This window comes from Pseudodesulfovibrio cashew, from assembly GCF_009762795.1.
In the GTDB taxonomy this organism is placed as follows: domain Bacteria; phylum Desulfobacterota; class Desulfovibrionia; order Desulfovibrionales; family Desulfovibrionaceae; genus Pseudodesulfovibrio; species Pseudodesulfovibrio cashew.
The window spans coordinates 3,448,831-3,474,445 of record NZ_CP046400.1 but is presented as its reverse complement, the minus strand read 5'-3'; the positions used below and the strand labels follow the sequence as shown (position 1 = coordinate 3,474,445).

Below are 25,615 nucleotides of genomic sequence, written 5' to 3'. Positions count from 1 at the left end.
CGCGGCATCCGCATGGGGCCATAGCCCTTCCCTCGGCTCCCTTCCGTCGGGAAGGAGCCTGATTCTTCCCATAGCGAAAAATCAAGCAAAGGTACATCGTTGCCGTGCCCGGCGAGGACTTTTTTTCGGGTAGGGCGTATGCGTTGGGCCTGATCCGTTCGGCTCGGGAACTGCGCCAACAATTATGCGGCAATACGGATATGGTCATAGGGGCCAAAATGAAAAAGCCCTCGCGAGGAGGGCTTTTGATTAATAACGTTAGTGGCGTGTTTTCGGAAAGCGTTATCGCGCACCTTTGGATTTGAGGAACGGGACGTATGCCTTGTCCACAACGAGAATATGCTCAGTGAGCCATTCGCGCAGGAACTGGATTACCTCGATGGAGACTGTGGTCTTTCCGGCGGCCAGGGCATCACTGAATTCCGAGACCTTGGCTACGAATTTGCGGTGAAGGTCCTTGTGCCCCGGGGTCTCGGGATAGCCGTGCTTGTCGAACAGCTTTTCCTCGTAGCCGAAGTGGGTGACCACGTATTCCCCGAGGCCGCTGACGATCTCCACCATTTTTCCCTGGGACGCCTTGTTTTTCATGGCTCTGTTGAGCTGGTTGATGAGTTCCACCAGCCTCTGGTGCTGCTTGTCAACGGAGTCCAGGCCGATGCACAACCGGTTGCTCCACGGAATGAGGTCGTCACTGTGAGCCGTCTCAAGGGCTTCCACAGTGGCCATTCGCTGGACCATGGCGTCCAGTTCGCTGATGAGCGCGGTGATGCTGCCCAGGTTGTTGGCGGAGCGGAGCATGCCTTCGGCGGTCTCCGAGGCGATGCGGTTCACGTCGTTGACTGCGCGGTTGATTTCTTCCGAGGTGGCGGACTGCTCTTCAGAAGCAGTGGCGATGGAATCCACCTGGCCGGAGGTCTCGGCCACAATGGCGACGATCTCTTCCATGAACCGGCCCGCCTCCCGGGATGCCTCGGTGCTCTTGGTGATGTCTTCGGCAGCGGATTCCACGGCCTTGACGTTTTCCTGAGCCGCTACCTGGATAGAGAGGATGGCGTTACCCACTTCCTTGGTGGCGTCCATGGTCTTCTCGGCGAGCTTGCGAACCTCATCGGCGACCACGGCGAAGCCTCGGCCGGCTTCGCCTGCCCGGGCGGCTTCGATGGCCGCGTTGAGCGCGAGCAGGTTGGTTTGGTCCGCGATATCGGTGATGACGTTAAGGACCTTGCCGATGGATGAGGCCTGTTCGCCCAGTTGGCCCATTGTGTCGCGGAGGGCGTGGATGCGAGTGCCGATCTGTTCAATGGAATAGACCGCCTCGCTTACTCCCTGTGCGCCGGTGATGGCTTTGTCGCTCGAGTTGGCGGCGTTTACCGCGGCATGGGATGCATTTTGCGCCACTTCAGTCACGGTGGCGGTCATCTCTTCCATGGCTGTGGCTGTTTCGGCCATACGGTCGCGTTGGATCTCCACGCCCTGGGTGACCATGTCCACTTCCTTGGAGAGTGCGTTGACCGCGTCGAGTACCTCGTGGGAAATCTGTTCCGCCTTGCCGGAAACCTTGTGCATCGATTTCAGCAGGTTGCTGTTGTGGGCTTCGCTCTCCCTGGCCTTTTCCAGGGCGGCGTTGGCTTCCCGGCTTTTGACCTGAGCCTGTTGCGCCTGCTCTCTTGCCGTCAGGGTGCGCTGCTTGAGGCTTTCGATCATTGTCACGATTGCCCCGGTGAGCGTGCCCAGTTCGAAGCGATTGTCTCCGGTGAACTCCTGGTCGGTTTCGCCTTCCGCCACCTCTCTGGCGTGTTCGGCCAGTTCGTGCATGGGGCTGAGCAGGGTTCTGTTCAGCATGAAGCTGATGAATACGCCCATCAGTGCGAAACCCAAGGCCATGAGTATAAGGAACATCCGTGCTGTGGAGGTGGCGTTATGGATCTGGAGGGCCACCAGAGCCGGTGGCTCGGCAAGGATATGGTAGCCGATCAGCTTGTTGTCGACATCCCGTACCGGAATAGCCGCGACGAAGAAGTTCTCTTCCAGCAGGTAGCCGTTTTTGATGACCGCATTGATGTTGAATTCACGCAGGGAGGCCAGGACGGCGTCTGAAAACCACGCCTTGTTGGCCAGCCGAAGCCCTTCGAATGAGGCGCTGTTATCCAGGGAGGAAGTCCTGGAAGCCGCTTCCGGCGTCAGCAGCAGGGAGTAAAGGATATCTTCCTTTTCGAAATCCCGGGAGACACTGCCCACGCCCTGAAGGAATTGGAGGTAACCCACGGTTCTGCCGTCCAGTTTCAGGGAACTCGTCCCACGGATGAAGAAACCGTTTTTGTCTACCGTGAGGCCCGCCACGGCCTTGCCTGTGGAGTCGGCTTTGTCCAGAAGGGGGATCAATGGTTCGGAGACGTCGCCGGAATCGTCGGGCTGCCAGTTGCGAAGAAAGGTCCGTTTTTTCTTGTCGAAAAGCTGAATTTTTATTCCCTTGAAATTGGATTGGGCCTTGAAGGACTCTCCGATGCGTCCGAGTTCCTCCAGTCCTGCAGCCTTGTCTCCTTGTTCGACGATGGTGGCCAGCCTGCCGTCCGAGGCCAGGGAGATGGCGTTGGTGATACCAACGTCCCGCTTGTTTGCCAGCTTCTGGGCCAAGATCTTACCCATGATCTCGGCTCGTTGGGCCTTGAGCTTGGTCTCAATGGCGGAAGATTCGAAAACATAAAAGGCGAGGCAGCCCGCTATCAGCAGCCCGATGAGAGCGGCGATTCGGATAGCCAGAAAAGTGCGAAAGGATTGAATCATTTCGGGCTCCAATAAAAAGTGTAAATCAAAGTCACCGGCGCCATGAAATCATCTCTTGAACAAACGTTATACGGTTGTCGTCGCCGGGTTTGCATGGGGGAGCGTTGGGAGGTGCGATCTCAAAGGGGGGATGTCCACGTCGCTTCCGGGCCGGGATACTGTCATGAGTGGTTTTGGCTGTCAAAGAAATCGTTCTGGTTATCATTGTGCATACAGCTTGAACAAGTTGCCCCGCCTCTCTGCAGAGAGGCGGGGTTCCTTTTCGTGGCGTTATCTCCGTTCCGTCAGATCATGGTGTTGACGAGATTGCCCTTGGCGTACGCGCCGAGGACATCGGTTTGGAAGTCGTAACTTTGGGCCATGCCAGCGGGATCGCTGGAAGACGACCCGGAGTTCATGTAGTTCAATGTGGTCGCAACGACCGCAGCTTCGGCGGATTCCTTATCCACAGGAGCCGGGGTCGAACCGCTGCCGGTATTGTTCATGATGTCCAGGGTCTCGGAAACCACGGCAGCACCGAAGGTCTGCTGATCGAACGGTGCCGGGTTTCCTAACCCTCCGATTGCCATGGTCATGGACTACCCTCCCTGCCGACAGGCTGGAAATAACGCCTTTTGCCCATCCCTGAAGACGGGAAAATTTTCCTCCACGTTCCTTGCGGAGCGCGGGGTGGAGTTGTCTGCACTACCTGTCCGGCGCAGGGTACAACACTCCTTCATCAGTCCTATCGGCAAAAAACGGCAGATCTTTAGGGGTGAAAAAAAAGAATGCCCGCCATTGGCGGGCATGGTATATCTCAATGCATTCAATAACAGGAAGGGAAGCAATGAAATCGTGGATAATCCTCATATCGGCCATACTCGCTGGGGGCGGGGTGGTGTGGCTCATCCTCCGAAAATTCAAGACGTCGTGTTCGCCCTGAGCATTGCTGTATGCGGCAGTCGGCGCGGGTTTCGCCGTCTTTGTATTGATCAGGATGCTGGCGGGATAGCTTCTCCTAGGCTTGTTCCCCGTCCTTGACTTCATCCCAGAGGGCGTTCATCGCGTCCAGGTCCATATCATCGAGGTCCTTGCCACGCGATTCGGCCAATTCTTCCATTGCGCCGAATCTCCGAAGGAATTTCTGGTTGGCGAAATCCAGTGCGCTGTTGGCCTTGATGCCCTTGCGCCGGGCCAGTTCCACCAGAGTGAACAGATAGTCGCCGAACTCCTGCTCCATGGCGGCGGCATCGCCCTCGGCCTCGGCGTCCTTCCACTCCCGCCATTCATCCTGCAGCTGCGCCTCCACATCCTCGTCGGTGGGCCAGGTGAAGCGATTGCGGGCGGCCTTGGAATTGATCCGGTACGACTTGAGCAGCGGCGGCAGCCCTTTGGGCAGAGAGTCGAAGACCCGCTTCTTGGACGTGCCCTTGTTCTCCACCTTCTTGGTTGCTTCCCAGTTGTCCAGCAGCGCCTGGCGGTCATCGAAGGTCTTCTCTCCGAAGACGTGCGGATGCCTTCGGATCATCTTGGCGGCGTTGGCCCGCAGGGCATCAGACAGGGAGAACGCGCCCTCGCCTTCAAACCTGGTGGCGATGAAGAGCAGGATGAACAAAGTATCGCCCAGCTCCTCCAAGGCTTCACCCCGATCGCCGCTGCGGATGGCTTCGATCAGTTCGAAGGTCTCCTCCGCGAGATAGTCGCACATGGATGTCGGTGTCTGTTCCTGGTCCCAGGGACAGCCATCCGGCCCGAGCAGGGCGTCGATGATGTCGAGGAGTTCTCGGAGAGCCGGTCCGTGGCCGTCATTATTTCTTCCGCTCATGGCGTAATTCCTTGGAGATGCTGTGGTTGGATTGCCGGAGAGGGATTACTGCCCGGTGTCTTCCTCGTCGTCAAGCCCCATGGTTTGCCTGGCCGTGTCGAGCATGGATTCCCGGGAGGGCAGGGAGAATCCCCGGCTTTCGAATACGTCGCGCATGGACTGGGGGGCGAGGTCGCCGACCAGTTTTACCATGTGCTGAGCCCGGGGAGCTATGACCGAGTCCTTGAGAACCTTGGATTCGGGAGCGAAGGATTGCATGGCGATGAGGATGATCAGGCCAATGAGCACGCCCTCGATCAGGCCGAACACGCCGCCCGCCGCCCTGTCCGCCCAGCCGAGCAGGGCTATGTCGAGCATGGTGCGAATGATCTTGGCGATGCCCCAGCAGACGATCAGGGTGCCGAAAAAGATGACCACGTAGGAGAGGGCGCTCACCGTGACCTTGCTGTCGATGTAGAGCTCCAGGTGGGGAACCAGCAGATACTGGAAGTTGGAGGCCAGGTAGATGGCGAGGATGATGGCCGTCAGGGAGATGACCTCCTTGACGAGGCCCCGGAAGAAACCCCGGAGGACAAAGAGGGCGGCTACGCAGATGAGGATGATGTCCAGAAAATTCATGAGCAGGGATTCCTGTATGAAAAAGGTGATTTTTCTCTCTGCAACAGGACCTAACAAACCATGGCGGAAATGTGAACAGGGGGTGGCGGTTTTTGTGGCCGCATTTCGGAACCGGGGTTGTGTCCGTTTCCGAACTCGGCTATACGGGCCGAGAGTTGTCAGCACGCTAAGGAAGGAGGCGCGATGCAGGTTTACGAGACCGGTTTTCCCGGACTTCTCGTTCTTGAACCCAAGGTTTTTCAGGATGAACGGGGGTTCTTTCTGGAAAGCTACAACAAGGAGGCATTTCGCCGCCTCGGCATTGATTGCGACTTCGTCCAGGACAATCACGCCTATTCGCGCGACGCGGGAGTGTTGCGCGGTTTTCATTTCCAAACTCCGCCCGCTGCGCAGGCAAAGCTCGTCTGGGTGACGCGCGGCGCGGTGCTCGACGTGGTCGTGGACCTGCGCAAGGGGTCGCCGCAGTACGGGCGGTGGCGACACGTGATTCTGTCCGCCGCCAACTTCAAGCGGATGTTCATTCCCAAGGGGTTCGGCCATGCCTACGTGACCATCATGCCGGACACCGAATTTCAGTACAAGGTGGACGCGCCTTATGCCCCGGAATGCGAGGGCGGCATCGCCTGGAACGACCCTGACGTTGCCATGGACTGGACGCCAGCCCTCCGGGGTCGGGAACCCATTCTTTCCGAAAAGGATCGCCGGCTCCCCCGGCTGGCGGATTTCGATTCCCCCTTTATCTTCGAGGAATAGCCATGGACAAGCCCGATGCCGTGAAGGTCGAGTTCGCCGAGGAATGCCACGCCATTATTCTTGCCGGAGGTTCCGGCACCAGGCTGTGGCCTTTGAGCCGCAACCTCCTGCCCAAGCAGTTGCTGGTACTGGGCGGGGAACTGACTTTGCTCCAGCAGACCGTGGCCAGAGTGCTGGAGGCCTTTGAACCGTCGCGCATCTGGGTAGTGACCAATGAGGAGCACGTCTTCGAGGTCCGCAAACAGATAACCGCCATGGATCCGGGGCTGGAGAGCCAGGTCCTGGCCGAGCCGCTGGGGCGTAACACACTGCCCGCGATCATGCTCGGGCTGGATAGGGTGGCGGGGGACAACCTGAACGCCCTTGCCGCCGTGTTTCCGTCCGACCACCTCATTGGTGGCAGCGAGGCGTGGACCGGGGACCTGGAGCGGGCCTCCAGGCTGGCAGCCGATGGGCATTTCGTCACCTTTGGCGTGGAGCCGCGCCACCCGGAGACCGGGTACGGCTACATTACTCTGGGCGAGGATTTGGGCGAGGGCGCCAGTGCCGTTGACGGGTTTGTGGAGAAACCGGACCTGAAAACGGCCGAGGGCTTCGTGAAAGGGGGACGGCATCTCTGGAACAGCGGCATGTTTCTGTTTCGGATCAAGGATTTTCTGACCCAGGTGGCTAAATGCCAGCCCGAACTCTGGGAGTGGTGGATGGCCCGGGACGAGGTTCCCCTGGTGCAGGCCTATCGTGAAATTCCGAACATATCCGTCGACTATGGTGTGGTCGAGAAGATCGATAACATCGCGGTGGTGCGGGCCGGGTTCCGCTGGGATGACCTGGGCAGTTGGGAAGCCATGTACCGCCTGGGTGAGAAAGACTCGAACGGCAACGTCATCCAGGGTGATGTTCTGGCCCTGGACTGTCGTAATTCGTTGCTCATCAGTGAGGGAGGCAAGCTGGCCGCCGTGGGCGTGGAAGACATGATCATGGTCCAGACGCGTGACGCCACTTTGGCATGCCCCATGCCCCGCGTGCAGATGGTGCGCGACGTGGTTGAGACCCTCAGGGCGCAGGGGAGCCAACTGGTGGAAAGCCATCCAACCGTGCATCGCCCGTGGGGCAATTACACGGTGTTGGAGGAGGGGCCGCACTACAAGATCAAGCGCATCCAGGTGGTCCCCGGCGCACGCCTCAGTTCCCAGATGCACCACCACCGCAGCGAACATTGGGTGGTCGTGGACGGCACCGCCGAGGTGGAGGTGGACAACGAGCCTCGCATCCTGGTGGAGAACCAGTCCGTGGATATTCCCAAGGCCTCCCAGCACCGTCTCGCCAATCCCGGCAAGGTGCTTCTCAATATTATCGAAATTCAATCCGGTCCTTACCTGGAAGAGGATGACATTGTCCGTTTCGACGACGAATACGGGCGGGTCGGGAAAACTTCATAGGCCGGATAATATCTCATAGCCTTTGAATATCCCTTCGGATTTCCTTTTGTGGAGATCGTGAAAATATTCATATTGTCTTGACACCAAATCGTTCCTTACCGTATGGGAACGTAGTTCAATTGGTGTGATTTTCACATAAACTTTAGAGTGATGGGGCGAGGTTATGGAGGAAAGAAAAGCATCGAAACGGTGTGGAGGGGTACTACCCTTTATCATCGGCTTCCTGGCCACCTGCATTTTGGGCTGGGCGGTTTTGCCCGGTCTGTTCTACGAAGACGTAGAGCAGCCCGTGTGGTTTTCCCATGCGGTCCATGTGGAGGGCCAGGGAATGGATTGCGAAAGCTGTCACTTTTTCCGGGATGACGGTTCTTATGCCGGATTCCCGACCAACGAAGTCTGCGCCGAATGTCACGCGGTCGATCCCGAGGAAGCGATGGAAGCCATCGCCGACGAAGGCATTGATCCGAATGACACCGACGCAATCATCAAGGCGGAACTGGGTGCCATTGAGGACAACCTGCTTTCCGGCGACGATGACAAAATCAAGGCGGAGCGGGAGTACGTGGTAAAGTACCTCATCCAGGGTCGTGAGGTTCCCTGGCTGAACTACCAGTACCAGCCCGACAACGTCTATTTCTCCCACAAGGCTCACGAAGGGCTGGATATCGCGGAAATGGCCGAGATGAAGAAGGACTTGGCCAGTGTCGTGGATCCCTCCGTGTTCGAGGGAGATGCTCCCGAGCAGAATTGCAACCTGTGTCACCTGAAGGACATTCATGAAAATGATGTTCCTCCGGCATTCGAGCGCAATATTCTGTCCGGCTACAGCAAGATGACCATGAAGATGTGGAAATGTGAACGGTGCCACGCCCTCAAGGGCCAGCCCAACGCATGCTACACCTGTCATAAGTAAAGGGGTACTGATAATGAGCGTAGCACGCAGAGCTTTTTTACAGTTGGGCGCGGGCGCGACCGTCGGTATCCTTTTTACACCGACGGTGTGGACCGCCCTTGATGATGTGTCCATCTGGACGCAGAATTGGCCTTGGATTCCCAAACTGACATACGGGGAAACCAAAGGCCTACCTACCGTGTCGAAAATGTGTGAATCCGGTTGCGCCGTGAAGGTGCGTACCGTTGCCGGCGAGGCCTTCGGAGTCGAAGGCAACCCGGAAAACCCGCTTTCCGGCGGGGGCGTCTGCCCCCTGTGCGCCAACAGCGTGCAGGTTAAGAACAGCCCGACCCGGATCAAATCGCCCATGCTGAAAGGCGAGGCCATCTCCTGGGACAAAGCCAAGGAGATCGTCGCCGAAAAGCTGGACGCAGCCGGCAGCAAGGTCGCCGTCATTTCGGGCGACCAGACCGGCACAGTCAACGAAGTCTTCTCCGCACTGCTCACTGAAAAGGGCAGCGACGCCTTCTATGCCATGCCCTGCGACATGCAGGCGGCAAGCAAGGCGTGGGCCGGCCTGATGGGCGGTTCCGGACAGATCGGATATGACCTGGAAAACAGCGACGTCGTCCTGTTGGCCGGCGCGGACGCCCTGGAATCCTGGGGCCCCACCGTGGCTAACCTCAAGGCCTTCGCCGCCAACGAGTCCGGCAAGTTCATCTTCGCCGGTCCCATGCAGACCAAGACCGCCTCGGTCACCTCCAAGTGGGTGCCCGTTCCGGCCGAAGGCATGGCCGCCTTCACCCTGGGCCTCTGCTACTATGTGCTGCAGGCTGGCAAGTCCGTGCCCGCGGCCGATTTCGCCCAGTTCAAGGCCATGGTCATGAGCGGGTTTACCCCGGCCAAGGTCGAAGCCGCCACCGGCGTCAAGGCCGATGTCCTGGCCGCCGTTGCCAAGCAGCTTCTGGCCGCTTCCAGCCCGGTGGTCGTTCCCGGCGGTTCCGTGGCCTCACATTGTGCGGCCTTTGCCCTCAACCTGCTGCTCGGCGGCGGCATGAAAGTGCTGCCCGAGTTCGGCAAGGCTCTGTCCGGGGCCATGTCCCGCAGCGACATGCTCAAGCAGGACATCCTGCAGGGCGTTGATACCGACCTGCTGTTTGTTTACGAGGCCAACCCCGCCTATGCCCTGACCGACCAGGTCAAGGCCGGCTTCACCGTGGCCTTCGATTGCGTTAACACCGAGACTACCGCTGCCGCGGATCTCGTCCTGCCCACTCCGCACTCCTTCGAGCGCTTCGAGGACGTCGCCAGCCCTTACGGCGTGGCCGCCGCCACCTATTCCCTGGGTGGCCCGGTCTGCAAGCCGACGCTGGACGTCATGACCGCGGGTGACTTCGTGCTCGGCCTGGCCGATCTCGGAGCCGAGACCTTCGATGAGGTCATCGAAGCCAAGGTCGCGGCCATTGGCGCGGATATGGATGAGTTGACCGAGGGTGCCGCCTACGTCCTGGAGGACACTGCGGACGTTTCCGGAGTGTCTCTGGCCGCAGCCGTGCTGGGCAAGGCCGCGATTCCCGTCAAGGGCTCCGGCGCCATAAGCCTGGCTCCCTACACCCTGCTGAACGTGGGTACGGCCAACCAGGCCACGACCCCCAACGCTCCCTGTACGATCAGCAATAACCAGCTTCTCGGCGAGAAGATGGTGGTCATGCTGAACTCCGTCACGGCCGCGAAGCTCGGCGTTTCCGTCGGCTCCGCGATCAAGCTCTCCGGCGGCGCCGGCGAGTGCGAAGCGCTGGTTCAGATCTTCGAGGGCGTAATGACCGACACCGTGGCCGCCCCCCTGGGCATGGGACACACCGTCGGCGACGAGTTCTCGAAGGGCAAGGGCGATAATGTCTACAAGATCCTCACGGTGAGCTCGGAGGCCGCCACTGGCGCCTCCACTTGGGCCGGTTCCACTGTGAACGTCGCCAAAATCTAAGGGGAACCGACATGCAATTAAAAGAATTCAAGATCAAATGGGGCATGGTCATCGATATTGACAAATGCACCGGCTGCGGCGCCTGTATGGTCGGCTGCCAGGTGGAGAACAATATCGCTCCCATGACCAAGAAGGACCCCTATAACTATGTTCAGGCACTGACCAAGGATCGCGACGACGCGACCAACAAGCTCAGGACCCTGACCTGGATGAACGTCTACGAACTGTCCAACGGTAAGGCCTTCCCGGATCACGAGACCGCCTACCTGCCCAGGCCCTGCATGCAGTGCGGCAACCCCGCCTGTGTGCCTGTGTGCCCGGTCGTGGCCACGGACAAGAACGAAGAGGGCGGCATCGTCTCGCAGATCTACCCCCGATGCATCGGCTGTAGGTACTGTATGGCTGCCTGCCCCTACCACGCACGGTACTTCAACTGGTGGGATCCGCTTTGGCCCGAAGGCATGGACAAGGGACTCTCTCCCTCCGTGTCCGTGCGCCCGCGCGGCGTGGTCGAGAAGTGCAACTTCTGCCACTCCCGCTACCTGGATGCCAAGAATGAAGCTCGCCAGAACGGCGAGGATCCCATGAACCTGCCTGATGGCGCGTACGTCACCGCCTGTACCGAGATCTGTCCGACCAAGGCGATCAGCTTCGGCGATCTCAACAACCCGGAACATGCTGTTTACGAGCTGTCCCGCAGCAAGCATGCATTCCGTCTGCTCGAGAAGCTTGGCCTGGCTCCGCAGGTCTACTACATGAGCGAACGTGAATGGGTCCGCAAGCAGGGCGACAACTACAACGCCGATGGCGGCGGCCATCACTAAAGGGAGGCTGAAAATGGATAGCAAACTCTTCCCGGAAGGGGTGCAGCGTTGCGGTTTTGGCCAATACCTCATATGGATTGCCGTTATTCTCGGCTTCTTCCTCTGGGGTCTCTACGCCGCCGTCCTCGTGCTCTATAACGGAATCGGTACCACCGGCCTGGATAACTACTTCGGGTTCGGTGCCTGGATTACCTTTGACTTGGCAGTCATCGCCCTCGGCGCCGGTGCGTTTTTCACCGGACTGCTCAAGTACATTCTGAAAATCAAGCAGCTTGAGAAGATCATCAACCTTACGGTCGTGGTCGGCTTCATCTGCTACTCCGGCGCCATGCTGGTGCTGACGCTCGACATTGGCCAGCCGGGCCGCGCCTGGTTCGGCTACTGGCACCCGAACGTCCACTCCATGCTGACCGAAGTTATCTTCTGCATCACCTGTTACTGCACCGTACTGATCATCGAGTTCGTCCCGCTGGTCCTGGAGCAGAAGCAGCTGAACAAGATCCCGTTCATCCATGCCCTGGCGCACAACATGCACGTCAACATGGCTCTGTTCGCGGGTATCGGCGCCTTCCTGTCCACCTTCCACCAGGGTTCCCTTGGCGGTATGTACGGCGTGCTCATCGGCCGTCCGTTCGCCTTCCGCGAGGGTTTCTTCATCTGGCCCTGGACCTTCTTCCTGTTCGTGCTCTCCGCTGTCGGTTCCGGCCCGGTCTTCACCGTCCTGGTCGCCACCTTCATGGAGAAGCTGACCGGCAAGAAGCTGGTGGACTATAAGACCAAGGCCCTGATGGCGAAAATTGCCGGTTCCATGCTCTGTGTCTATATGTTCTTCAAGATCCTCGACACCTGGGCTTGGGCCACCGGTTACCTGCCGTCCGTCGGCCTGACCTTCGATCAGATGTTCTACGGCGTAGCCTACGGCAAGTGGCTGCTCTGGACCGAACTGATCCTGTGCGGCGTGGTTCCGGCCATCATGCTGGTCACTCCGTCCATCCGCAACCGTCCGGTGCTGATGTACACCGCAGCCATTCTGGACTGCCTCGGCGTGTCCCTGAACCGCTACATCTTCACCGTCCAGACCATCGCTTTCCCGGCCATGCCGTTCGACGACTGGCAGATCTACTACGCCAACTGGGTGGAGTACGCATCGTCCATCATGATCGTCGCTTACGGATTCCTGGTCCTCAGCCTGGTCTACCGCTACCTGCCCCTCTTCCCGCAAGAGGTCGGCCTGAACTATCAGTCCGAAAAGTAGCCGCGGCATCAAGACGCAACATGAGACCCGCTCTTCGGAGCGGGTCTTTTTTTTGTCTATATCTCATTATGCATCGGTATCAGCGCTCGGGTGAGACTGCATCATCCCTGCTGCAACCGTTGTTTTCCCTTGGTAGTGGAAAACCGAGTATCTGTGTTGTTGATAGTGATAAAAAAATGTATTGAAAAAAGGAGTAGCTTGACAAAAATGATCAATCCCAAAATCAGACAAAAGGAAAGGGCTTCGATTTCAGTATGATCGGACGTCGATATGAGTCAAACGCATATTTGACAGCCATGTCATCACTGACCGAAAAAGGAACAGCACCTTGACTTTTTTACCGAATCAGATAACAACTTACAGGCAATTTTGACATTTTGGCCTGGCGGTCGGAGGGGCTGTCCGACACGGTGCCAGGCTTCATTTTTTTGTCCAATTTCAGTTTGGAGTTATCGAGAACATGGCAATGATCGAAGTGCAGAAGCTGCACAAATGGTATGGTGATTTTCATGTCCTGCAAGGGATCAATGAGTCCGTGGACAAGGGAGAGGTCCTGGTTATCTGTGGCCCCTCCGGGTCCGGCAAGTCCACCTTCATTCGGTGCATTAATCGGCTGGAGGAGTACCAGAAGGGCCAGATCCTTTTTGACGGCAAGGACATCCTGGCCAAGGATGTCAACGTCAACAAGTTGCGTGCGGAGATCGGCATCGTATTTCAGCAGTTCAATCTCTATCCGCACCTGTCGGTCCTGAAGAACGTGACCTTGGCCCCCATCAAGGTCAAGGGCGTGTCCAAGGACGAGGCCGAGGCGAATGCACTGCAACTCCTAGAGCGCGTCGGCATCCATGACCAGGCGCACAAGTATCCCGCCGAACTTTCGGGCGGTCAACAGCAGCGAGTGGCTATTGCCCGATCCCTGGCCATGAAGCCCAAGGTGATGCTTTTTGACGAGCCCACCTCGGCTTTGGACCCGGAGATGATCAACGAGGTTCTCAACGTCATGAAGGACCTGGCGCGGGAGGGCATGACCATGCTCTGCGTCACCCACGAGATGGGGTTCGCCCGCGAAGTTGCGGACCGTGTCCTGTTCATGGACGGCGGCGTCGTCGTTGAACAGGCTCCGCCGGATGAGTTCTTCAAGAATCCCAAACACGAGCGTGCCAAGAACTTCCTGAAGGAAATTCTTTAATCTGTATAACCCGTAATTCCTATGAGAGGAGGAACTATGAAACGTTTAGTTATTGTTCTGGCTCTGGTGCTGTCCTTCATGTTCGCCGCGTCAGTGGCGTCCGCTGGCAAGATCGAAGACGTAAAGAAGGCCGGCGTGCTGGTCTGCGGCGTCAAGGATTCCGTCAACCTGTTCGGCTTCATTGATCCCGACACCAAGGAACTGGTCGGATTCGACGTCGACGTCTGCAAGTACATCGCCGACAAGCTGGGCGTGAAGACCGAGTTCAAGGTCGTCACCTCCAAGAACCGCATTCCGATGCTGGCCCAGGGTTCCGTGGACATGCTGGCCGCTACCATGACCCACAAGTTTTCCCGTGACGAGCAGATCGACTTCTCCATCACCTACTTCATGGATGGTCAGAAGCTGCTCGTGAAGAAGGACTCCGGCATCAAGTCCACCGCCGATCTGGCCAACAAGAAGGTCGGCACCGTCAAGGGTTCCACCTCCGAAAAAAATATCAAGGCCGCTCAGCCCAAGGCCCAGGTCATCTCCTATGACGAATACCCGCAGGCCTTCATGGCTCTGAAGCAGGGCAAGGTTAAGGCTGTGACCACCGACTCCGGCATCCTGGCCGGTCTGAAGGCTGGCGACGACAATCCCGAAATGTGGGAAATCGTCGGCGAGTTCTTCTCCTCCGAACCTTACGGTCTCGGCGTGCCCCAGGATGATTCCGCCTTCCGCGATTTCGTCAACAAGAGCCTGAACGAGATGTGGCTCGACGGCACCTACCACAAGCTGTTCAAGAAGTGGATGGGTTACGACCTGCCTGAAGGTTGGACCATCGAGCTCTGGCCCATGTAAGACTGTTACGGTCCCATTTACCGGGAGCGCCTTCGGGCGCTCCCGGCTTTCCCGTTTCACCGCAACCGATGGATTGAGCTTTGGACTATCATTTTCAATGGGCTGAGATGTTCTCGGGCGAACCCGCACGCTGGATGTGGGAGGGCTTCGTCACCACCATGCAGATCTCCACGATCTCGCTTTCGTGCGCCATGATTTTGGGTATCATCATCTGCGTTATGCGCATGACGCCTTTCAAACCGCTGCAGTGGTTCAGCCTGGCTTTTACCGAATTTTTCCGGAACACGCCGCTGCTTGTGCAAATATTTTTCTGGTACAACGCGTCGCAGTTCGTCATCCCGGATGCTATCAACAATTGGATGAACGACCTGTACTACTGGTTTCCTGGACCGTTTACCGCTTTCGGGCACGAATTTGTCGGCGAATGGATGCTCTTCAACGTCGAGTTGATCACCGGCATCATCGCCCTCACCGTGTACACTTCGGCCTTCATCGCCGAGGAAATCAGGGCGGGCATTTTCTCCATTCCCAAGAATCAGCTTGAAGCGTCCCGCGCTGTCGGCCTCTCTTTCCTTCAGGGATACCGCTATGTCATCCTGCCGCAGGCCCTGCGCATCGTCATTCCGCCGCTCATTTCCCAGGCCCTCAACCTGATCAAGAACTCATCCTTGTGCATGGTCATCGGCGTCGGCGAGATCATGTATCAGGCGACTCAGATCGAGTCCTACCACGCCATCCCGTTTGAGGCGTTTTCCGTGGCCCTGTTGATCTATCTGATGATTTCGTTGTGTGTGTCGTTCTGCATCACCATGTATAACAAGCACTTCATGGTTCAGGTCATGTATTAGGAGGGCTCGTTATGCATTGGAATATTGCGTTAGACAACTTCACGTATTTTCTCTGGGGTAACACCAACATTGATTGGGTTTTCCCGTTCATCCACCGGCCTGAAGGGTTCTTTGCTTCTGTCATTCTCGCCATTGTCGGCATTTTCGGCGCGTTCTGGCTGGGGCTGGGCGCCGGTCTCATGCGTCTTTCCCGGACATGGTGGATCAAGTATCCGGCGGTCTGCTATGTCGAGATGATCCGAGGCATGCCTCTGCTGCTGCTTATTTTCTGGTTCTATTATCTGGCTCCGGTCATCACCGGCCAGAATTTGCCTGCATTCTCCACGACAATGGTCTGCTTCATCATCTTTACCGGAGCATACGTGGCGGAGATTGTCCGGGCCGGCGTCATTGCGCTGCCCAAGGGGCAGATGGAGGCCGCTCGGGGGTCTGGGCTGTCTCATGTTCAGGCCATGCGGCTGGTTATCTTGCCGCAGGCGCTTCGGAACATGATCCCGTCCTTCGTCAACCAGTTCGTCTCGCTGACCAAGGACACCTCCCTGGCGGCCATCCTCGGCGTCATCGAACTGACCCGAACCGGTGTTCAGGTGGACAACCGGGAAATGGTGGCCTCATTCGAAATCTGGATTACCATCGCCGCGCTGTACTTCCTTATCTGCTATATGCTGACATCGTACAGCCGCCGTCTGGAGGCCCAGCTTTCACGGTATCAGGCGCGGGATCGCTAGCAGCACGATTATCGTGCCGGGACGGTTTTCGCTTTGCCGGAGGGCGTCAGGCGAATTCCCCTTCTGCTCATGGGGTGAAACTGTTACTGTGGCGCGGCGGCAATAATGCCGTCGCGCCATGTTTTTTCAAAAGGAGACTGCCATGGTTCTGGGTACCAGAGAATTGGCCCTGCATATCGACCACACATTGCTCAAGCCTGCCGCAACGGTTCAGGACCTTGACCTGCTCTGTGCTCAGGCCGTCAAGTACGGTTTCTACGGCGTCTGCGTGAATCCTTCCCTGGTCTCCCTTGCCAGTTGGAAGCTCAAGGACGAATCGCCGGTACCCGTCTCGGTGGTCGGGTTCCCCCTGGGGGCCACGCTGCCCGAGGTCAAGGCGTTCGAGACTGCGGCGGTGGTCGGTAACGGTGCGCAGGAGGTTGACATGGTCATGAATCTCGGCGCGTTCAAGGCGGGCGATGACAACCTTGTGCTTAAAGACATCCGGGCCGTGGTCGAGGCTGCGGACGGAGCGCCGGTCAAGGTCATCCTGGAGACCGCATTGCTTTCGGACGAGGAGATTGTCCGGGCCTGCAGGCTGAGCGTGGACGGAGGAGCAAAGTTCGTCAAGACCAGCACCGGGTTTGGCCCCGGAGGCGCAACGGTGGAGGCGGTCCGGCTCATGCGCGAGACCGTCGGGCCGGACATCGGCGTCAAGGCAAGCGGCGGAATCGGGACCTACGACCAGGCCATCGACATGCTGCGGGCTGGGGCAAACCGCATCGGTGCATCGGCATCGGTGACCATCGTGACCGGGGAATGAGGAAAGAAATGCGTGAAATCCGACTTCAGGAGTTTCAAAAACCCGAGGAAATCGAAGCGGAATCCTTTCGGATAATTGATTCGGAAGTGCCTGAACCGCGTCCTTTTGCCGGAAAAAAATGGCAGATCGTTCGACGGATGATCCATACCACGGCGGATTTCGAGCTCCTTGAGCTGGTTCGCTTTCATGAAAAAGCAGTGGAGAAGGGCATTGAGGCCCTGCGTAGCGGGGCGGTTATCGTCACCGATACCGAGATGGCGCGGCGTGGAATTCCGGTCCGAAGGCTTGCCCCCCTGGGGTGTGAGGTGCGTTGCCTGATGAACGACGAGAGGGTGATCGAGCGGGCTCGAAGCGAAGGGATTACTCGGGCCAAAGCTGCCGTTGATATTGCTGTAAGAGAGATAAAACCGGCCATTTACGTCATTGGAAACGCGCCAACCGCGCTCATTCGGCTGGTGGAACACTTCGATAGCGGCGCAGCCTTGCCCGCATTGGTAGTCGGGATGCCCGTTGGGTTCGTGAACGCGGCCGAGTCCAAGGCGCTGCTCATGAGCCGGGATGTGCCCTACATTTCCATTGAGGGGCGAAAGGGAGGGAGCGCATTGGCCGCATCGGTTGTTAATGCTCTCGCTGTCATCGCGTCCTGATTTTCTTTTTTTTGAACACAAAAAACGCGTCCGGAGTGTACCTGCCCGGACGCGTTTTTGCGTTTTTTGCCTTTCGGTTTTCGAGACTACTTTTCGAATTTCTGAAAATCGTTGGACTAGGCGTGAAATCCTGCTAGGTGTGGAACTGAACAGGGTGAAAAATCACGTTGTTTATGTCGGTTGCGAGGTTGTGCGCTGGCGATCGTGCCGTTTCAACAGTATTGGTGGAAGGAATATGGCCAAGAAAGAAAAAGGCAACAGTCGGGTCACTGTGTATCCGGATTGGTGCAAGGGCTGCGGCATCTGCGTCGAGTTCTGTCCAGGCAAGGTGCTGGAGATGAGTTCGCAGGGAAAAAGTATGGTCGTCCGCGAGGAGGATTGTATTCGATGCGGTTTTTGCGAACTACACTGTCCCGATTTCGCCATCGTCGTCAGGGACAAGGAACCGGATGTTGCGGAGCGGTGCGGCACGGAGCAGGCAACAGGGAAAGCCAAGGGAAAGGGAGCGTAGGAATTCATGGCCAGACGCAAGAAACGCAAAGAAATATTCGCCCTGGGCAACGAAGCCGTTGTCGAGGGCGCATTGTTGGCCGGGTGCACATTTTTCGGCGGCTATCCCATTACGCCATCATCCGAGATTATGGAGATCATGGCCGCTCGGCTGCCCAAGATTGAAGACGGTGTCTTCATCCAGCTTGAGGATGAGATAGCCAGCATGGGCGCGGTCATCGGCGCCTCCCTGGCCGGGAGAAAGGTGCTGACCGCTACATCCGGCCCTGGATTCTCATTGAAACAGGAGAATCTTGGCTACGCAATCATGGCAGAGACGCCATTGGTGCTGGTCAACGTCATGCGCGGCGGTCCCTCCACCGGTCTGCCCACTTGTCCGGCGCAGGGCGACGTGCAGCAGGCCCGCTGGGGCACCCACGGCGATCATCCGATCATCGTGCTCTCGGCTTCCAACGTTCAGGAGTGTCTGGACATGACGGTCACCGCCTTCAACATGGCGGAGAAATACCGTACGCCGGTCATCCTGCTCCTGGACGAGGTGACGGCCCACACCCGTGAGAAGATCGAGATTCCCAACTCGGGTGAATATGAGGTTTTTTCCCGCACCGTCCCGTCCATGCCGCCCGAGTGGTACAAGCCTTATGAGGAGACCGTGCGCGGCGTGCCGCCCATGCCGCCTCTCGGTTCCGGTTATCGTTTCCACACCACCGGGCTGACCCATGACCGCAACGGGTTCCCAACCCAGCGACCTGAAGAGGTGGAGGAGCTTGTGGAGCGGCTGCACCGCAAGATCGACCAGTTTTTCTACGACATCCAGCTTGTGGACACCGTCATGACTGAGGATGCGGACATCGTGGTCATAGCCTACGGTTCCGTGGCGCGTTCCGCCGAACTGGCCGTGCAGCAGGCAAGGGAGAACGGGATCAAGGCCGGGCTGCTCAAGCTCAAGACGCTCTTTCCATATCCCCGGCGGCAGCAGGAGAAGGTCATGGCCACCGCCAAGACCCTGGTGGTGCCGGAGATGAATATGGGACAAATCTCCCGTGAGGTGAAGCGTGTGAACACGGGCCGGGCGTCCGTCCGGACCATCAACCGCATCGACGGGCAGATCGTCACTCCCTCGGAAATTCTCAAGGTCATCATGCAGGGGTAGCCACCATGAACGGATTTACTGGAAATGAAATAATTCATCAATATCTGAGGCATAACAAAAAGTTTCCGCATGTTCTCTGTCCGGGGTGCGGGCACGGCATCGTGCTCGGGACTTTGATTCGCTCCATCCATAGCCTGGAGCTTCCCAAGGACGACGTGGTCATCGTGGCCGGCATCGGCTGCTCGGGCCGGTTGGCGGTGTACGTGGACTTCAACACGGTGCACACCACCCACGGCAGGGCGCTGACCTTTGCCACGGGCATCAAGATGGCAAACCCGAAGCTCAAGGTCATCGCCATCATGGGCGACGGTGACGCGCTTTCCATCGGCGGCAATCACCTGATCCACGCCGCCCGGCGGAACATCGGCATCACCGCGCTGATCCTGAACAACAGCATCTATGGCATGACCGGCGGCCAGAGTTCCCCTGCCACTCCCGAGGGGGCCATGACCATGACCAACCCCTTTGGTCAGCTCGACAAGGCCTTTGACACAGTGGAATTGGCGAGGGGGGCTGGAGCCAACTATGTGGCGCGCGGCACGGTCTTCCACGTCAAGAAGTTGGAAAAGGTTCTGACCGACGCCATTGGCAGGCCCGGTTTCTCCATAGTCGAGGCGATCACGCCGTGTCATACCCAGTTCGGGCGCAAGAACAAGTACAAGACCCCGGTGGACATGTACAAGTGGCTGAAGAGCAGCGCCATGGACGTGGAGCGATACAACGAGCTGCCCGAGGACAAGCGGGCCGGGCGAATGCCCATAGGCGTTTTTGTCCAGCGGGACCGGGAGGGCTTTGAGGAGCTGTACTACCAGCGCCAGGCGAAGTTCCTCGAGAAAGTCGCCAAGGGGGGTAAGTAGATGAAGCCGCAACAGGAACTCTATCGTTTCGAAATCCGCTTTTCCGGCCTGGGCGGTCAGGGCATCATCACTTTGGGCAAGGTCATGGGACAGGGCCTCGCCCTTGGGCACGGCTACAATGTGACCCAGACCCAGAGCTATGGCCCCGAGGCGCGGGGCGGCTCGTCCCGATGCGACCTGGTCATTTCCTCCAAGCCCATCAGCTATCCCAAGGCTGAAAGCCTGGACATCCTGGTGGCATTGTCCCAGGAGGCGTGCAACGCATACTATCCGTACCTCAAACCGCGCGGCGTACTGGTGCTGGAGACGGATCTGGTACAGCAGCCGCCCACCAATCAGTTCCTGGGGTTGCCCTATACCGCTTTGGCGCGGGACAAGATCGGCATTGTCCAGGCCATGAATACCGTGGTCCTGGGATCGCTCTCTTTTCTGCTCCCGTTCGTCAATCAGGCGACCATGCGCAAGTCACTTGAGTCTGCCCTGCCTGCCAAGATTCGGGCTGTGAACACCAAGGCTTTCAATCTCGGCCATCGTCTGGCCAAAAAAGAGTGGGGTGAGGACGCCGGGAGTGTCTGGAGAGGTTAGTAGGGCGCGAATAGCCTAAACGTATGCGGGCCGCCGGAATTTCCGGCGGCCCGCTTTTCATTTGCTTCTGAATTCGGACGTCGACTTATTCGAATTTGGTTTTGACTGTGGGCTCCATGCCATTGGCCAGCCGGAGCTGCGGGAGCATCCGACGGACGTTGTCGGTAATGGGGATGGTCCAGTTGTGGCCGGAAACCTCGGCGTTGTCGTCCAGGCGGACGATTTTTGCGGTCAGGTAGATGTACTCGTCACCGATAACATAGTCGCCTTCGAGCACCGCCGCGCGGATCGGCAGATCTCCCGAGGTGTACTTGACTGGATCTGCGTAGCTTTTCCTGTCTACGCCGTGGGGCAGGAAATAGTCGGCGGGTTTGGGGTCGCCTTTGGTGATGACCGCTCCGTGCTGGACCAGTCGTTCCGCCACTTGCTGGGTCATGACTCGGCCGAAGACAGAGCTGTCGGTGGCGTCATCGGCATTGGTGAAGGTTCGGACGTAGATGGGAGAGCGCTTGTCCAGCTCGTCGCCCTTGATGTTCTTGTATAGGACGTCTCCAGCCTCGTGGTTGAGTTCTATGATCGGAACCGAGGCCTCATCGTGGTACGAGCGAGCCGTGGGTGTGCTGTCCGTGAGGTACTGATAGGAATCCACCGTGGCTCCCTTGGTGTCCTCCCAGAAACGGTTGCCGCAGCCCGCAGCCAGCAGCATGGCCGCAAGCAGCATGTATGTGAACTTTTTTGTGTACATAGGGTTGCCGTCCTGTTTGTGTCTCACGGGCAGAGTCCCACGCGAAATGCGGGGTGCTCCAACGTCTATTCGGCAGGTTCCCGGATTTCCTTTAGTACGGAACGGATAAGTTTAGTAATGGCTTCCGCCGACTGCTCTGCCCGGGCGATGACCTGCTCCAGCGGGGCTTCCTCCATGCAATCCGGCAGGTTCTTGTTGGTAAGACAGGAGAGACCCATCACGCGCATGGACATATGGCGGGCCGCGATGGCTTCCATGCAGGTGGACATGCCGATGGCGTCCGCGCCCATGCCCCGGTACATGCGGGTTTCAGCCGGTGTCTCCATGTTTGGCCCCATGACCTGCATGTACACGCCCCTTTCCAGCCTGATGCCTGCCTCGAGGGCTTTTCCTTCCGCAAGCGTCCGCAGGGTCGGATCGTACACGGCGCACATGTCCGGGAATCGGTCGCCCCAGTGGTCCACGTTGTCTCCTCGGAGGGGAGTGGTGCCGGTCAGGTTGATGTGGTCCTCAATGAGCATGGGGGCTCCGGTGGCGAAGGAGGGATTGAGAGCTCCTGCTGCGTTGGTCAGGATCAGCGTCTTCACACCCAGCTCTCCCAGGACGCGGATGCCGTGAGTTACTTCCCTTGCATCAAATCCTTCATAGAGGTGAAATCGGCCGTGGAGGGCCAGCACCGGTACGCCCTCAATGGTGCCGGAGACGAGTTCGCCGGCATGACTTTTTACGGTGGAGACGGGGAATTGTGGAATGTCGGAATAAGAAAGGGTGGCCGTGGTTTCTATGGCGTCGACAAGTCCGCCCAGTCCGGTCCCGGTCACCATGCCTACGGTGTTGGCTTGTGTTTTGCCTAGCTTTTCCTGTATATATGCGGCAGAGTATTGTATCTTATCAAGGTATTGCATGCTGACTCCTCGTCGTGTACCGGTTTGAAGCAGGCCGCTGTTTTTTGCGGATCGGACTGAACCCAAGGATGGGCTGATTATATGGATATCGTGACGCTGCTTGGTCTCACCGTTGGTTTGTCCCTTATCATGGGGGCCATCATTATCGGTGGAGCGGTTGATGTTTTCATCAACATTCCCGGTATGATGATCGTTGTCGGTGGGACCCTGGCCTCCATTATGGTGGCCTTCCCCTTCGAAGAGGTCATACAGGCCTTTAACGCCGCGTTCAAGATGTTCGTCCAGCGCAAGACAAAGGTCCGTGACGTGGTCAACATCATGGTCAAGGTGGCCGAGATCAGCCGTCGTGAGGGATTGGTGGCCCTGGAGAACGTCCAGACCGAAAACATGGTCCTCAAGAAATCCTGTCAGCTCATCGCGGACAACGCCGACCCGGAGATCATTCGTACCACGCTGGCCATTGAGATCAATTCCATGCGCCGTCGTCACCAGGTGGGGCAGGATGTCTTCAAGAGGCTAGCGGCCCTGGCGCCGTCCTTCGGGATGATGGGTACGCTCATAGGTCTGGTCCAGATGCTCTCGCAACTCAGTGATCCCAAGTCCATCGGCCCGGCCATGGCCGTGGCTCTGCTGACCACCTTCTACGGCTCGGCCATGTCCACGCTCTTCTTCATCCCCATTGCGGCCAAACTGAAGGCTCGTACCCTTCAGGAGCAACTTCACCTGGAAGTTATTTTCGAAGGGGCCAAATCCATTCTTGAAAACAACAACCCGCGGCTCGTTTACGAGAAGTTGTCATCCTTCCTGGCGCCGCACGAGCGAGTGAAGAACTAAATGAGCGAAGACCTGGAAGATTACAGAGCATATTCTTCGGATGACGAGGATGACAGCGGCAGCGAATGGTTGACCACCTTCGCCGACCTGTCCATGTTGCTGCTCGTCTTTTTCGTGTTGCTCTATTCCATGTCCACCCTGGACACGGACAAGTTTTCTCAGACTTTTTCCTCGGTGACCAAGGCCTTGCAGGGCAAGATGCAGAAGATTTCCACAAGCCGGATCACTCAGGATGAGGCCGGTGTACTCATCGACCAGGCCCTGATGCGCCGTCAGATCATCGAGTCGCAGCGCAAGGTTTTCGCCGACGTCAAGACGTTGCAGACCAAGAAGGGCGTGGAGGGCGTGGTTTCGGCCAACTTCGAGGACGGGGTTATCACCCTGCGTGTGCCGGGCGACATCATGTTCCGTCCCGGACAGATCGATTTAACCCCGCGAGGGGCGGAAATGGTTTTGGCCCTCAAGGATTTCTTTATTCGCCACAGGGATCAGACAATCAAGATCGTCGGATATACGGACAACGTCCGACCGTCCTCTACCTCCCGGTTCAAGGACAACTGGGAGATATCAGCACTCCGGGCTGTGTCAGTTCTGCGTGAATTGCTCAAGATGGGCATCGAGTCCACCAGGCTTACCGCAACAGGGCTGGCTTATCTGAATCCGCTCTTTCCGAATACTTCGGATGACTACCGGGCGAGGAATCGGCGGGTTGAGTTCGTGCTTGAAAAGCGCGTTATGGGAAAGTAGGTTAGATATTGACCGGTCCAAGCGGACCGGAAGACGACATTGTAAGGACGGCACATGGGGTTTGATCTGGAATTATCCACAAACAGCGACGGGCAGTTGCGCCAGGCCTTTCGGACCAAAGTGCCCGGTCTTACCGTGCGTTTTGCCGGTATGGACGGGGTTCTTGAGGTCAAGGATTTGAGCGCTACGGGCTTTGCCGTTTTGGATTCAGGCAGAGGGTTTTCGGAAGGTGGCAATTTGGTGTGCGACCTGTTGATTAATAGCAAACTGTTTTTGGGCGAGCTCAAGGCGCGGGTCATCCGCGTGCTCGACAACGGAATTGTCGGCATCAATTTCGAGGAATTGAGTCGGCAGCAGCAGGCCAAGCTGGATAAGTTGGTCCTAGAAGTCCAGAAACGGCTCATCGCTCTGCGCAAGCAGCAGCGAGAGCAGGAATAAACGGGAAAATCAATGTCCATAGACCGGCACAAGGTCCTTATCGCCAACCGTGGCGAGATCGCCATGCGCGTCATGCAGGCATGCGGGCGTCTCGGGCTCGACTTCGTCTGCGTTCACACGGCGGAAGACAGCGCGTCGGGGCATATCCGGCTGGCTCGTGAGCTGGGGGGAGATGCCTGTGTCTACAAGATAGCCTCCTATCTCGACGCCAATGAATTGTTTGCCGTGGCGGATGATGCGGGCGCAACGGCTGTCCATCCCGGATATGGATTCTTCGCCGAGGATTTTCGTTTCGCCCGGCGAGTGGTGCGGCGCGATCGCCCAATGGAGTTCATCGGCCCTTCCTGGTGGGTAATTCGCGACTTGGGCGACAAGATCAACACCAAGCGCATCGCCCGGAGTCTGGACGTTCCCACCGTTCCCGGGTCCGACCATCCCGTGTACAGTGAGGTGGAGGCCGAGGAGATCGCTTCCAGCCTTTTCGATTTTCAGGCCTCCCAGGGTATCATCGACGGCGTGATCATGGTCAAGGCTTCGGCCGGCGGCGGTGGCATGGGCATCGAGGAGGTCGGCAGTTTCGGCGAGTTTCGCTCGGTGTTCCGGCGTATTAGGAACTACGCCAAGCGTAATTTCGGCGACGAAGGCGTGCTCATCGAGCAGCGAATTTTCGATTTCAATCACCTGGAGGTGCAGGTGGTCTGCGAGCGCAGCAGCCGCGCCCAGGTCCATTTCGGCACGCGCAACTGCTCCATTCAGTCCTCGGGCAAGCAGAAACGGGTGGAGGTCGCCCCCGGATTCGCGCCCGGCGTGATTCCCTACACCTTTGATGCGGAGAAGGTCCTGGACGATATCACCCGATATTCTCTGTCCATGGCCAAGGAGACCGGGTACGACAACGTCGGCACCTGGGAGTGGATCGTCACCCCAAGGGGCGAGCCGTTTCTCATGGAAGTCAACACCCGTATTCAGGTGGAAAACGGCGTCTCCGCGATCATTTCCCGCGTGGACGGCAAGCCCGTAGACATCATCACCGAACAGCTTAGGCTCGCGTTGGGCGAAACATTGGGCTACTCGCAGGAAGACATCGGGTTCGCCGGGATGGGGATTGAGTACCGTCTGGTGGCCGAAAATACTGCCAACCGTTTTACACCCTGTGCTGGGACGGTGACCCGTTTCGAGTGGAAGGACCACGACTGGCTTAAAGTTTTTTCCCAAGTACCTACAGATCGCGAATACGAGATCCCCATGGAATACGACCCCAACTTGGCTTTGGCCATTGTCTGGGGAAGGGATCTGGATGAGGTCAAGCGGCGCGGCTTAGAATTTCTCGACGAACTGGTCCTGGAAGGATCGGCGGGCGGCCAGACCGGAGAATTTTATACCAATGTCGCGTTCCTGAGGGAAAAGACGCACAAGATCCTGGAGTTCTGA

26 protein-coding genes are annotated in these 25,615 nt (G+C 57.9%); 20 read left to right on the top strand and 6 right to left on the bottom strand.

The window, feature by feature from the left end:
* Positions 1–282 precede the first annotated feature (282 nt).
* From GM415_RS15905 to GM415_RS15890, 4 genes are all read right to left on the bottom strand, one after another.
* On the bottom strand, positions 283–2,784 hold the full coding sequence (locus GM415_RS15905) for a bacteriohemerythrin (protein ID WP_158949924.1): 2,502 nt from the start codon (positions 2,782–2,784) through the stop codon (positions 283–285).
* A gap of 284 nt (positions 2,785–3,068) precedes the next feature.
* Positions 3,069–3,359: a hypothetical protein gene (locus GM415_RS15900; RefSeq protein ID WP_158949922.1), complete on the bottom strand. Its 291-nt coding sequence runs from the start codon at positions 3,357–3,359 to the stop codon at positions 3,069–3,071.
* Positions 3,360–3,781: 422 nt separating this feature from the next.
* Positions 3,782–4,588, bottom strand: coding sequence for a nucleoside triphosphate pyrophosphohydrolase (gene mazG, locus GM415_RS15895; protein WP_158949920.1), 807 nt, complete (start codon positions 4,586–4,588; stop codon positions 3,782–3,784).
* A 45-nt stretch (positions 4,589–4,633) separates the two neighbouring features.
* Entirely contained in the window at positions 4,634–5,206 is a 573-nt protein-coding gene (locus tag GM415_RS15890; protein WP_158949918.1) for a CvpA family protein, read from the bottom strand.
* Positions 5,207–5,389: 183 nt separating this feature from the next.
* Here GM415_RS15890 and rfbC point away from each other — a divergent pair, with 183 nt between their 5' ends.
* The 16 genes from rfbC (at position 5,390) to GM415_RS15810 (ending at position 20,515) form a co-directional block, all read left to right on the top strand.
* On the top strand, positions 5,390–5,959 hold the full coding sequence (gene rfbC / locus GM415_RS15885; protein WP_158949916.1) for a dTDP-4-dehydrorhamnose 3,5-epimerase: 570 nt from the start codon (positions 5,390–5,392) through the stop codon (positions 5,957–5,959).
* 2 nt (positions 5,960–5,961) lie between these two features.
* Positions 5,962–7,398 carry a mannose-1-phosphate guanylyltransferase/mannose-6-phosphate isomerase gene (locus GM415_RS15880; protein ID WP_158949914.1) on the top strand — a complete coding sequence of 479 codons (1,437 nt, stop codon included), beginning with the start codon at positions 5,962–5,964 and terminating at the stop codon, positions 7,396–7,398.
* Between the two features lie 163 nt (positions 7,399–7,561).
* Entirely contained in the window at positions 7,562–8,311 is a 750-nt protein-coding gene (locus tag GM415_RS15875; protein WP_158949912.1) for a cytochrome c3 family protein, read from the top strand.
* A gap of 13 nt (positions 8,312–8,324) precedes the next feature.
* Complete coding sequence (qrcB, locus tag GM415_RS15870) at positions 8,325–10,274, top strand: menaquinone reductase molybdopterin-binding-like subunit QrcB (RefSeq protein WP_158949910.1); 1,950 nt, start codon at positions 8,325–8,327, stop codon at positions 10,272–10,274.
* Positions 10,275–10,285: 11 nt separating this feature from the next.
* Positions 10,286–11,098, top strand: a complete 813-nt coding sequence (gene qrcC / locus GM415_RS15865) for a menaquinone reductase iron-sulfur cluster-binding subunit QrcC (RefSeq protein ID WP_158949908.1) — start codon at positions 10,286–10,288, stop codon at positions 11,096–11,098.
* Positions 11,099–11,111: 13 nt separating this feature from the next.
* Positions 11,112–12,353, top strand: coding sequence for a menaquinone reductase integral membrane subunit QrcD (gene qrcD, locus GM415_RS15860; protein WP_158949906.1), 1,242 nt, complete (start codon positions 11,112–11,114; stop codon positions 12,351–12,353).
* A gap of 460 nt (positions 12,354–12,813) precedes the next feature.
* Positions 12,814–13,542 (top strand): amino acid ABC transporter ATP-binding protein, encoded by a 729-nt coding sequence (locus GM415_RS15855; protein WP_158949904.1) that lies wholly within the window; start codon positions 12,814–12,816, stop codon positions 13,540–13,542.
* Positions 13,543–13,578: 36 nt separating this feature from the next.
* The gene (locus GM415_RS15850; RefSeq protein WP_158949902.1) at positions 13,579–14,385 is read left to right on the top strand and encodes an ABC transporter substrate-binding protein; all 807 of its coding nucleotides are present in this window, start codon (positions 13,579–13,581) and stop codon (positions 14,383–14,385) included.
* 80 nt (positions 14,386–14,465) lie between these two features.
* Entirely contained in the window at positions 14,466–15,233 is a 768-nt protein-coding gene (locus tag GM415_RS15845; protein ID WP_158949900.1) for an amino acid ABC transporter permease, read from the top strand.
* Between the two features lie 11 nt (positions 15,234–15,244).
* Positions 15,245–15,961 carry an amino acid ABC transporter permease gene (locus GM415_RS15840; RefSeq protein ID WP_158949898.1) on the top strand — a complete coding sequence of 239 codons (717 nt, stop codon included), beginning with the start codon at positions 15,245–15,247 and terminating at the stop codon, positions 15,959–15,961.
* A 142-nt stretch (positions 15,962–16,103) separates the two neighbouring features.
* Positions 16,104–16,763, top strand: a complete 660-nt coding sequence (gene deoC, locus GM415_RS15835; protein WP_158949896.1) for a deoxyribose-phosphate aldolase — start codon at positions 16,104–16,106, stop codon at positions 16,761–16,763.
* An 8-nt stretch (positions 16,764–16,771) separates the two neighbouring features.
* A complete protein-coding gene (locus GM415_RS15830; protein WP_158949894.1) occupies positions 16,772–17,410 on the top strand; it encodes a precorrin-8X methylmutase in 639 nt (212 codons plus the stop codon).
* A gap of 235 nt (positions 17,411–17,645) precedes the next feature.
* Positions 17,646–17,921 carry a 4Fe-4S dicluster domain-containing protein gene (locus GM415_RS15825; protein WP_158949892.1) on the top strand — a complete coding sequence of 92 codons (276 nt, stop codon included), beginning with the start codon at positions 17,646–17,648 and terminating at the stop codon, positions 17,919–17,921.
* A 6-nt stretch (positions 17,922–17,927) separates the two neighbouring features.
* On the top strand, positions 17,928–19,073 hold the full coding sequence (locus GM415_RS15820) for a 2-oxoacid:acceptor oxidoreductase subunit alpha (RefSeq protein ID WP_158949890.1): 1,146 nt from the start codon (positions 17,928–17,930) through the stop codon (positions 19,071–19,073).
* A gap of 5 nt (positions 19,074–19,078) precedes the next feature.
* Positions 19,079–19,930: a 2-oxoacid:ferredoxin oxidoreductase subunit beta gene (locus GM415_RS15815; RefSeq protein WP_158949888.1), complete on the top strand. Its 852-nt coding sequence runs from the start codon at positions 19,079–19,081 to the stop codon at positions 19,928–19,930.
* Positions 19,931–20,515, top strand: a complete 585-nt coding sequence (locus tag GM415_RS15810) for a 2-oxoacid:acceptor oxidoreductase family protein (protein ID WP_158949886.1) — start codon at positions 19,931–19,933, stop codon at positions 20,513–20,515.
* A gap of 85 nt (positions 20,516–20,600) precedes the next feature.
* On the opposite strand, the gene GM415_RS15805 is transcribed toward GM415_RS15810, so the two are convergent.
* The gene (locus tag GM415_RS15805) at positions 20,601–21,260 is read right to left on the bottom strand and encodes a FlgO family outer membrane protein (RefSeq protein ID WP_158949884.1); all 660 of its coding nucleotides are present in this window, start codon (positions 21,258–21,260) and stop codon (positions 20,601–20,603) included.
* 65 nt (positions 21,261–21,325) lie between these two features.
* A complete protein-coding gene (locus GM415_RS15800; RefSeq protein WP_158949881.1) occupies positions 21,326–22,165 on the bottom strand; it encodes a purine-nucleoside phosphorylase in 840 nt (279 codons plus the stop codon).
* Between the two features lie 81 nt (positions 22,166–22,246).
* Between GM415_RS15800 and GM415_RS15795 the strand changes: the two genes are divergently transcribed.
* The 4 genes from GM415_RS15795 to GM415_RS15780 are packed head-to-tail and all read left to right on the top strand — an operon-like array spanning position 22,247 to position 25,615.
* Entirely contained in the window at positions 22,247–22,999 is a 753-nt protein-coding gene (locus tag GM415_RS15795; protein WP_158949879.1) for a motility protein A, read from the top strand.
* Positions 23,000–23,746, top strand: coding sequence for an OmpA/MotB family protein (locus tag GM415_RS15790; protein ID WP_158949877.1), 747 nt, complete (start codon positions 23,000–23,002; stop codon positions 23,744–23,746).
* 54 nt (positions 23,747–23,800) lie between these two features.
* On the top strand, positions 23,801–24,184 hold the full coding sequence (locus tag GM415_RS15785; RefSeq protein WP_158949875.1) for a PilZ domain-containing protein: 384 nt from the start codon (positions 23,801–23,803) through the stop codon (positions 24,182–24,184).
* Between the two features lie 12 nt (positions 24,185–24,196).
* Positions 24,197–25,615 (top strand): ATP-binding protein, encoded by a 1,419-nt coding sequence (locus tag GM415_RS15780; RefSeq protein WP_158949873.1) that lies wholly within the window; start codon positions 24,197–24,199, stop codon positions 25,613–25,615.